Raw genomic sequence first — 8,922 nt, 5'->3', positions numbered from 1 at the left:
GCGCGACGCCCTCGGCGCGGGCGGCGGCGGCGACCGCGGCCGCGACGGCCGGGGCGACCCGCTCGTCGAACGGCGACGGGATCACGCAGTCGGCGGCGAGCTGGTCGCCGACCACGTCCGCGATGGCGTTGGCCGCGGCGATCTTCATGCCCTCGGTGATCCGGGAGGCCCGGACCTGGAGCGCGCCGGCGAAGATGCCGGGGAACGCGAGGACGTTGTTGATCTGGTTCGGGTAGTCCGAACGGCCGGTCGCCACGACGGCCGCGTACTTGTGCGCGACGTCGGGATGGACCTCGGGGTTCGGGTTGGCCATGGCGAACACGAAGGCGTTCGGGGCCATCGCGGCGACGGCCGCCTCGGGGACCGTACCGCCGGAGACGCCGATGAAGACGTCCGCGCCGGCCAGGGCGCTCTCCAGGGAGCCGCTGAGGCCCGCCTTGTTGGTGAGCTCGGCGATCTCGCGCTTGACGTCCGTGAGGTCCTCGCGGTCGCGGCTGACGATGCCCTTGCGGTCGGCGACGGCGACGTCGCCGAGGCCGGCCTCCAGGAGGAACTTGGCGATGGCCACACCGGCCGCGCCGGCGCCGGAGATGACACCGCGCAGGTCGCCGAGGGTCCGGCCGGTCAGCTTCGCCGCGTTACGCAGGGCCGCCAGGGTGACGATGGCGGTGCCGTGCTGGTCGTCGTGGAAGACGGGGATGTCGAGGCGCTCCTGGAGCTTGCGCTCGATCTCGAAGCACCGCGGGGCCGAGATGTCCTCCAGGTTCACCCCGCCGAAGGAGGGGGCGAGGCGGACGACGGTCTCGACGATCTCGTCGGTGTCCGTGGTGGCGAGGGCGATCGGGACCGCGTCCACGCCGCCGAACTGCTTGAAGAGGATCGCCTTCCCCTCCATGACCGGGAGGGAGGCCTCCGGGCCGATGTCTCCGAGGCCGAGCACCGCCGTGCCGTCGGTCACGACGGCGACGACCTGGGACTTCCAGGTGTAGTCGTTGACCAGCTCGGGCTGCTCCGCGATCGCGGTGCACACCTTGGCGACGCCGGGCGTGTACGCGAGGGACAGGTCGTCCTTGTTCCGGACGGGGACGGTGGCCTGCACGGCCATCTTGCCGCCCCGGTGAAGGGCGAAGACGGGGTCGAAGGGCTCCTCGGGAGCCTCGGTACCGCTGTCGTTGTGAGGATTGACGATTTCCGCTGCCATTGGGATGACCCCTTGAGTCTGCTGCATTTGAGGGTTGGCCGCTCCTGGTGTGGAGCGGTGGGCGGGTCCCGCGGCCGCCGTGTCTGGCAGCCGCGCGGGCGCGCCGCACAACGCGCCCTGAGCCCCGGATGAGGGGTGTAAGGATCCTTCTTACCGGACGGACGGCACCGCAGACGAGTCCATATCCGCTCGGTGACGCGACTCATACCGAGTGCATCCGGACACGGACGGAGAACGACACGTCACCCGATGTCCCGATAGATGCTTTCCCCACCCGATTGGCGGCCTTCCACTCGTCCGAATGGCGAGATGAACCGCAGATTTTTCGGTGAGGGGGAAGGGATCCCGCAGAAGATCCGGCCTTGATGTACCGGCCTGTCGCGATTTCGGGGTCACCCGTTATCCGATTTTGACATCGGGAGCCGTCGGTTTGTGGCAGTCCGAATGGCAAGATGCCGTAATCACACGAGGTCGCGACACTCGAAGAGACGTACGCGACACCTGGCAGCTCCCTCACACGCCGGAGGAACCCGACCATGACCGCACGCTCCACGCGCTGTACGACCGCCAAGACCCGCACCTCCCGTCTTGCCGCGGTCGCCGCCATCGCGGTCGCCGGCTCGATGCTGCTGACCGCCTGCGGTGACCAGACCGAGAGCGGCGGCTCCACCAAGGAGAGCGGCTCCGCCACCGCGAGCAAGGCCCCGCTCTTCTCGAAGCTTCCCGCCGACATCCAGAAGTCGGGTGTCATCAAGGTCGGCACCGACGCCTCGTACGCCCCGATGGAGTTCACCGAGGGCGGCAAGATCGTCGGTGTCGACCCGGACATCGCGGAGGCCCTCAGCAAGCAGCTCGGCGTCAAGTTCGAGTTCGTCTCGGGCACCTTCGACGGCCTGATCACCTCGATCTACACCGGCCGTCAGCAGCTGATCATGTCCGCGATGACGGACAACAAGAAGCGCCAGGAGGGCCTGGACGACAACGGGAAGAAGATCGGCAAGGGCATCGACTTCGTCGACTACTTCAGCTCCGGCGTCTCCCTGCTGGTCAAGAAGGGCAACCCGCAGGGCATCAACTCCCTCGACGACCTCTGCGGCAAGACCGTGGCCGTCCAGCGCGGCACGATCTACGAGGACACCTTCAAGGCGCAGGCCACCAAGTGCGGCGACAAGAAGCTGACCATCCAGGCCTTCGACACCGACGCCGAGGCCCAGACCCGCGTGAAGGCCGGCGGCGCGGTCGCCGACCTGAACGACTACCCGGTCGCCGCGTACATCGCGAAGACCTCGGGCGGCGGCAACGACTTCGAGGTCGTCGGCAGCCAGAGCGACGTCGGCCTCTTCGGCATCGGCGTCTCGAAGGACAACACCCAGCTGCGCGACGCCGTCAAGGAAGCCCTCGACGCGGCCATCAAGGACGGGTCCTACGCAGAGGCCCTGAAGAAGTGGGACGTCGAGGACAGTGCGGTCAAGTCGGCCACGATCAACGCCGGCAAGTGACCGTTCCTCGTACCACTGAAGGGCAGTCGTCATGACTGACAAGATCAGCAAGGAACCGGCCGCCGCTCCGGCCGGTCCCACCCCCTCGGGCGTCCCGTACGAGGCGATCAAGGCCATCCCCGTGCGCCACTACGGCCGCTGGGTCAGTGGCGTGGTGGTCGTCGTCCTCCTCGGGTGGCTCGTCTACGCCTTCTCCCAGGGCGACGTCGTCTGGGACACGGTGTGGGACAAGGTGTTCGACCCGTCCGTCATCGACGGCATGTGGAACACCATCATCATCAGCATCTCGGCGATGGCCCTCGGCCTCGTTCTCGGCATCGTCTTCGCCGTGATGCGGCTCTCCAAGAACCCGGTGACCGGCGCGGTCGCCTGGCTCTACATCTGGTTCTTCCGCGGCACCCCGGTCTACGTCCAGCTGCTCGTCTGGTTCAACCTGTCGCTGATCTTCCACTACATCAACCTCGGGCCGATCTACAAGAACGAGACCGTGGACGTCATGACGCCGTTCATGGTGGCCCTCCTGGGTCTCGGCCTCAACGAGGGCGCCTACATGGCGGAGATCGTCCGCGCCGGCATCCAGTCGGTCGACGAGGGCCAGACCGAGGCGGCGCACGCACTGGGCATGTCCTCGACGAAGACCATGGGCCGCATCGTGCTCCCGCAGGCCATGCGGGTCATCGTGCCGCCGACGGGCAACGAGTTCATCAACATGCTGAAGACCTCGTCCCTGGTCTCGGCCGTGCAGTACACCGAACTCCTGCGCGCCTCGTCGAACATCGGCAACACGGCGGGCGCCGTCATGGAGATGCTCTTCGTCGCCTCCATCTGGTACCTGGCGCTGACCAGCGTGTTCAGCATCGGCCAGTACTACCTGGAGCGCCGCTTCGCCCGCGGTTCGACGCGCAACCTGCCGCCCACTCCGTTCCAGCGGGTCAAGGCGAACCTGACCACGTTCAAGCGTTCCCCGGAGGCATCGGCATGACCGGTCAGACCATGGTCAAGGCAGAGGGCGTCCACAAGTCCTACGGCGCGGCCCACATCCTCCGCGGCATCGACCTGGAAGTGCAGAACGGCGAGGTCTTCTGCCTCGTCGGCCCCTCCGGCTCCGGCAAGTCGACCTTCCTTCGCTGCATCAACCACCTGGAGCGCATCGACGGCGGCCGCCTGTCCGTCGACGGCCAGCTGGTGGGCTACAAGCAGAAGGGCGACAAGCTCTACGAGCTGAAGGACAGCGAGGTCGCGGTCCAGCGCCGTGACATCGGCATGGTCTTCCAGCGCTTCAACCTCTTCCCCCACATGACGGCCCTGGCCAACGTCATGGAGGCGCCCATCCAGGTGAAGGGCGAGTCCAAGGCGGTGGCGCGCGAGCGCGCCGAGCGCCTGCTCGACCGGGTCGGCCTGCGGGACAAGATGGGCAACTACCCCTCGCAGCTCTCCGGCGGCCAGCAGCAGCGCGTGGCCATCGCCCGCGCGCTGGCGATGGAGCCGAAGCTGATGCTCTTCGACGAGCCGACCTCGGCGCTCGACCCGGAGCTCGTGGGTGACGTCCTCGACGTCATGCGCGACCTGGCCGAGTCGGGCATGACGATGATCGTCGTCACGCACGAGATGGGCTTCGCCCGCGAGGTCGGCGACTCGCTGGTCTTCATGGACGGCGGCGTGGTGGTCGAGTCGGGCAACCCGCGGGACGTCCTGACGAACCCGCAGCAGGACCGGACGAAGGCGTTCCTCTCGAAGGTGCTGTAAGACGCACGGAAAGGGGCGGTACGGGTCTCCCGTACCGCCCCTTTCCGCTCCCCCGGCTACCTCACCGCGAGGAGGAGCGTGTCGGAGGGAGACGCCCACACGGGCCGGGCCTCGCCGAAGCCGGCGGCGCGGAGGGTGTCGGCGTGCCAGCGGGCGGAGGGCGTGTCGCCGTCGGCGTGCTCGCCGTAGATCTCGAAACGGCGGGCGGTGGGCTCGGCGAGGACCGGGTCCTTCGCGGCGAGCGCCCACCAGTCGGCCCAGTCGAGGACTCCGGCGGCCTTCTCGCGGTCCATGCGGGCGTGCCGCTGGGCCCGCTCGGCGGCGTTGATGCGGGGCGTGGCCTCGTCGATCATGTGGTCGGCGTTCATGAAGACGCCGCCGTCCCGGACGAGGCCGGCGAGCTGCCCGTAGAGGGCCGTCAGGGGCCCGCTGTGGAGCCAGTGAAGGGCGGTGGCGGTGAGAACGGCGTCGTACGAGCTGTACGGCAGGCTCGCGGCCCACGAGGGGTCCTTGAGGTCGGCGGTCACGAAGGTGACGCGCTCGTCGCCCGCGAAGGAGCCCTCGGCGATGGCGAGGAGGGCCGGATCGAGGTCGACACCGACGCTGGTGGCGTCGGGGAACCTCCGGAGCAGCCGGCTCGTGATACTTCCCGTACCGCACGCGAGGTCGAGGACGCGGGGCTTCGGCCCCACCAGCGCCTCGACCATGTCGAGCATCACGCGGAACCGCTCCTCACGGTCCGGCATGTACCACTCCTGCTGACGGTCCCAGCTCTGCTGCCAGCCCGCCCAGTCGGTTCCGGTCATGGTCGTTCCTCCCCGCGTCGGCCCTACCATTCGTAATACCCTCGAAGGGGAAACAGCCGTTACCCCCTCCGACCGAGACACTAGCCCGCCGAAGTAAGGACTACAAGTGGAACTGGCCCATTACTCGGACTTCGCCGTACGTCTGGTCAACACCGAGGAGCCGGCCCGCGGCAAGGACACCCTGACCTCCGTCGAGGTGCTCCGGGACCTCTTCGGCCCCGCCACCCAGATGGCCCGCCGCGTCACGGAGGCGGACCTGCCGCGCTTCCGCACGGTGCGCGCCCGGCTGCGGGCGGTCTTCGCCGCGGCCGACGAAGGCGACCACACGGGCGCGGTCGACCTCCTCAACTCCCTCCTCCTGGAGTTCCCGGTCAGCCCGCAGATCTCCGGCCACGACACCCTCGACGAGGAGGGCCGGCCCCGCTGGCACATGCACCTCGCGGACCACTCCTCGAACGCGACCACGGGCTACGCCGCCATCTCGGCGATGGGCCTCGCCTTCCACCTGACGGAGTTCGGCGCGGACCGGCTCGGCCTCTGCCAGGCGCCGCCCTGCCGCAACGCCTACCTGGACACCTCCACCAACCGCTCCCGCCGCTACTGCTCGGACCGCTGCGCGACCCGCGCCAACGTGGCCGCCTACCGGGCCCGCAAGCGCCTGGAGGCCGAGCGGTCGGACCACACCGGCCTCACGGCGGACACCAGCCAGGAGAGCACCACCCCGGCCGAACGCTGACGCCCCGGCGTCACCGGCCGGTACCGCGCCCACACCCGCCCGAGAACCAGCTCGGGCGGTACGGCCCCGAAAACCCGGCTGTCCCCCTCGGCATCCGGATTGTCGCCAAGGACCCACCAGCCGCCGTCGCGTCGCTCGATCAGCCGCTTCACGATGAGCAGATCCTGCTGGAGCGGATGCCGCAGCACGGCCACACACCCGGCCCGCAGCCGCGCCCCGTACTGCACGAGCAACTGATCGCCGTGCAGCAGCGTGGGCACCATCGAGATCCCCGTCACCTCGGCGATCCCGAACGGAGCACCGGCCTCAGCCACCCGCTCCCGCCCCTCTCCCGCCATCCGGCACCTCCCGATCCACTGCTGTGTCGACTCGTCCACTCGTACACGAGTCCCATGGTGACCCTGGACTTTTGACCTAAGCCCCAGGGGGCGCCCGCGAAAACGCCCTTCTCACCGAGTAATGTCCCACCTGAGAAGACGATCACGAGGAAGGACGGCTCAATGCTCTCCCGCCTGTTTGCCCCCAAGGTGAAGGTCAGCGCCCACTGCGACCTCCCGTGCGGCGTGTACGACCCCGCCCAGGCCCGCATCGAGGCCGAGTCCGTCAAGGCTGTCCAGGAGAAGTACCTGGCCAACGAGGACCCGCACTTCCGTGCGCGCGCCACGGTCATCAAGGAGCAGCGCGCGGAGCTCGCCAAGCACCACGTCTCGGTGCTCTGGAGCGACTACTTCAAGGCCCCGCACTTCGAGAAGTACCCCGAGCTCAACCAGCTGGTCAACGACACCCTGAAGGCCCTCTCGGCCGCCAAGGCGTCGACCGACCCGAAGACGGGCGAGAAGGCGCTGGAGCTCATCGCCGAGATCGACCGCATCTTCTGGGAGACCAAGAAGGCCTGACCTTCACCCGGTCCCCGACCGCACCCGGCCCGCAGGCCGCCGAGCACGGCGTCCGTGGTGGGCCGGGTGCGGTCTTTTCCCTCTGCCTTTCCCCTCCCGCCTGCATACCGCTGACTACGCTGACGGGCGTGACCGCCCAGCCGCCACCGCTCCTGACCCCGGAAACCGCCCGGCAGCTTCAGGGCATGCTCCGAACCGAGATCGGACCGGGGCTCACCGAGCGGGAGCTCGACGCGGTCGAGACACGGTTCGGCTTCACCTTCGCGGCCGACCACCGCGTCTTCCTCTCCGCCGGCCTACCGCACGGCTCGTCGCGGTGGCCCGACTGGCGCGACGGCGACCCCGAGGACCTGGTCGAACGGCTGGCGTGGCCGGTGGAGGGCGTGCTCTTCGACGTGGAGCACAACGGGTTCTGGCATCCCGCCTGGCCGTCGAGGCCGGCCGAGACATCCGAGGCGCTGCGCGTCGCGAGGACCGAGCTGGAGAGCGTGCCGCAGCTGGTTCCGGTCTACAGGCACCGCTACCTGCCCGGCACGGCGGGCGAGTACGGGCACCCCGTCCTGTCCGTCTACCAGACCGACATCATCCTGTACGGGAACGACCTCACCGACTACATCCACCACGAATTCACCGGCCGGTCGAGCGGCCTCCTCGCCCGTACGACCGTCGACTTCTGGTCGTACTTCGTCGAGGGCGGACCGGGCATCGACGTCACTCTGCCCACGCCATTCACGCCGTACGCCATGACCGCGCAGGAAGCCGTCGACTGCATCCGGATGCTGGCCCTGGAACGCCTGATCGGCCGCCGACACCACCCGGAGCAGCTCATCGAAGCCGGCCTCACGGCCCTGGTCCTCGATGTAGAGACGGAGTCCCTTCCCCTCCTCGCCGGCCTGTCACGCTCCGAGCACGAGCAGGCCGACGCCCTTTTCGACCAGGTGCTGAGCGAACTCGGCCTGCTCCAGGAGCTCCCGGCCGACACCACCGACCTCCCCTGGGAAGCGGCCCGGTGGGAACTCGTGCGCTGGTGGCTCCGGCTGATCGTGAACGGCAGCCTGGACCCCGGCGCCGGCGGTGACCTGATCACGTACGAAGGGTGGGGCGCACTGGCCCGCCCGCAGCAGCTCAAGCCACTGGTCGAGGAGACCGACGCCTACAACGACTGGGCGGCGATCCGACAGGGAGACCGGGAACACCTGGCGGAACAGATCGTCGAGGAGGCGGCCCGCCTGCTGGACGGGCCCTGGCCACCGCTGGACTGATCTCACCGGCGACAGACGAGGATCCCTCCAAGGCAAGTGATCTCGTACGCGCCGTAGCGGACGATGTGGTCGGCAACGAGTGTGCGGGCGCGGTCGATGGTCGCATCGAAGGGCACGTCGTGCTGATCCGCCCAGGCACGGTACGAAGCCATGTGGGCGATGACAGGCTCCGGGTCGTGGACCGCGATGGTCCCCGGCAGTTCGACAACCTCCACCCGGCTGAACTCCTCACCGAGGAAAGCCGGAGCCTTCTCCAGGGAGAAGCGGGCACTGAGCGAGATCCTGGCCGGCCCACGGTCGATGCCGAGGACGTCGCCGGCGGCCCGCTGCCACAGGTCGTCGAGTTCGACCTTGTCGCGGTCGCTGTTGGTGGAGGCGACCACCAGCCCGTCGCTCGCAACGACCCGAGCCAGCTCCCTGACTGCCTGGGGAATGTCGGGCACGTGGTAGAGCATGTGGAGCGCAAGGGCGGCCTCGACGCTGCCCGACGCGAGCGGAAGCCTCGTGGCATCCGCCACGGCGACCGGGCCGGGGACGCCAGTAAGGATGCCAGGAGCGATGTCGAGGCCGAGCAGGGACAGGTCCGGACGGTCCAGGCGGAGCCGCTGGATGAACTTGCCGTTGCCGCAGCCGATGTCGACGACCCGCCCACGTACGTCGCCCAGCTGCTCGGCCACGAGGCCGGGGAGGTCGTACCGCGGTGTCTGCCACTGGTAGAGCGACTGCCGGGCGGCCAGGTCCCGGTCTCCGTTGTAGGCGCTGCCCGCCAGGCGGGC

The 8,922-nt window shown here is 68.9% G+C and carries 10 protein-coding genes; 6 read left to right on the top strand and 4 right to left on the bottom strand.

Features of this window, described 5'->3' with window-relative positions; translation table 11 throughout:
• The coding region (locus tag CCN56_RS34290; protein WP_086831719.1) for an NADP-dependent malic enzyme at window positions 1-1,201 on the bottom strand (1,201 nt) is incomplete at its 3' end.
• A gap of 536 nt (window positions 1,202-1,737) precedes the next feature.
• Here CCN56_RS34290 and CCN56_RS34285 point away from each other — a divergent pair.
• The 3 genes from CCN56_RS34285 to CCN56_RS34275 are packed head-to-tail and all read left to right on the top strand — an operon-like array spanning window position 1,738 to window position 4,446.
• A complete protein-coding gene (locus tag CCN56_RS34285; protein WP_086831718.1) occupies window positions 1,738-2,700 on the top strand; it encodes an ABC transporter substrate-binding protein in 963 nt (320 codons plus the stop codon).
• Window positions 2,701-2,731: 31 nt separating this feature from the next.
• Window positions 2,732-3,682: an amino acid ABC transporter permease gene (locus CCN56_RS34280; protein WP_086831717.1), complete on the top strand. Its 951-nt coding sequence runs from the start codon at window positions 2,732-2,734 to the stop codon at window positions 3,680-3,682.
• On the top strand, window positions 3,679-4,446 hold the full coding sequence (locus tag CCN56_RS34275; RefSeq protein WP_086831716.1) for an amino acid ABC transporter ATP-binding protein: 768 nt from the start codon (window positions 3,679-3,681) through the stop codon (window positions 4,444-4,446). Before CCN56_RS34280 ends, CCN56_RS34275 begins: the two co-directional genes overlap by 4 nt.
• 56 nt (window positions 4,447-4,502) lie before the next feature.
• On the opposite strand, the gene CCN56_RS34270 is transcribed toward CCN56_RS34275, so the two are convergent.
• Complete coding sequence (locus CCN56_RS34270) at window positions 4,503-5,252, bottom strand: trans-aconitate 2-methyltransferase (protein WP_179200080.1); 750 nt, start codon at window positions 5,250-5,252, stop codon at window positions 4,503-4,505.
• Between the two features lie 106 nt (window positions 5,253-5,358).
• Here CCN56_RS34270 and CCN56_RS34265 point away from each other — a divergent pair, with 106 nt between their 5' ends.
• Entirely contained in the window at window positions 5,359-5,988 is a 630-nt protein-coding gene (locus CCN56_RS34265) for an ABATE domain-containing protein (RefSeq protein ID WP_041131201.1), read from the top strand.
• Here the strand turns inward: CCN56_RS34265 and sodX are convergent.
• The gene (gene sodX / locus CCN56_RS34260) at window positions 5,892-6,326 is read right to left on the bottom strand and encodes a nickel-type superoxide dismutase maturation protease (RefSeq protein WP_086831721.1); all 435 of its coding nucleotides are present in this window, start codon (window positions 6,324-6,326) and stop codon (window positions 5,892-5,894) included. The two genes, CCN56_RS34265 and sodX, sit on opposite strands and share 97 nt — an antisense overlap.
• Before the next feature lie 162 nt (window positions 6,327-6,488).
• Here sodX and sodN point away from each other — a divergent pair, with 162 nt between their 5' ends.
• The gene (gene sodN, locus CCN56_RS34255) at window positions 6,489-6,884 is read left to right on the top strand and encodes a superoxide dismutase, Ni (RefSeq protein WP_041131199.1); all 396 of its coding nucleotides are present in this window, start codon (window positions 6,489-6,491) and stop codon (window positions 6,882-6,884) included.
• 185 nt (window positions 6,885-7,069) lie between these two features.
• Window positions 7,070-8,146 (top strand): hypothetical protein, encoded by a 1,077-nt coding sequence (locus CCN56_RS34250; protein ID WP_086831714.1) that lies wholly within the window; start codon window positions 7,070-7,072, stop codon window positions 8,144-8,146.
• A 2-nt stretch (window positions 8,147-8,148) separates the two neighbouring features.
• On the opposite strand, the gene CCN56_RS34245 is transcribed toward CCN56_RS34250, so the two are convergent.
• On the bottom strand, window positions 8,149-8,922 hold a 774-nt coding region (locus CCN56_RS34245), incomplete at its 5' end, for a class I SAM-dependent methyltransferase (protein ID WP_256962328.1).

Origin of the sequence: Streptomyces sp. NRRL B-24572 (assembly GCF_002156145.1) — a bacterium.
In the GTDB taxonomy this organism is placed as follows: Bacteria; Actinomycetota; Actinomycetes; order Streptomycetales; family Streptomycetaceae; genus Streptomyces; species Streptomyces vietnamensis.
Note: the sequence above shows the minus strand (reverse complement) of the source record. Positions and strands in the feature narration are given on the sequence as shown.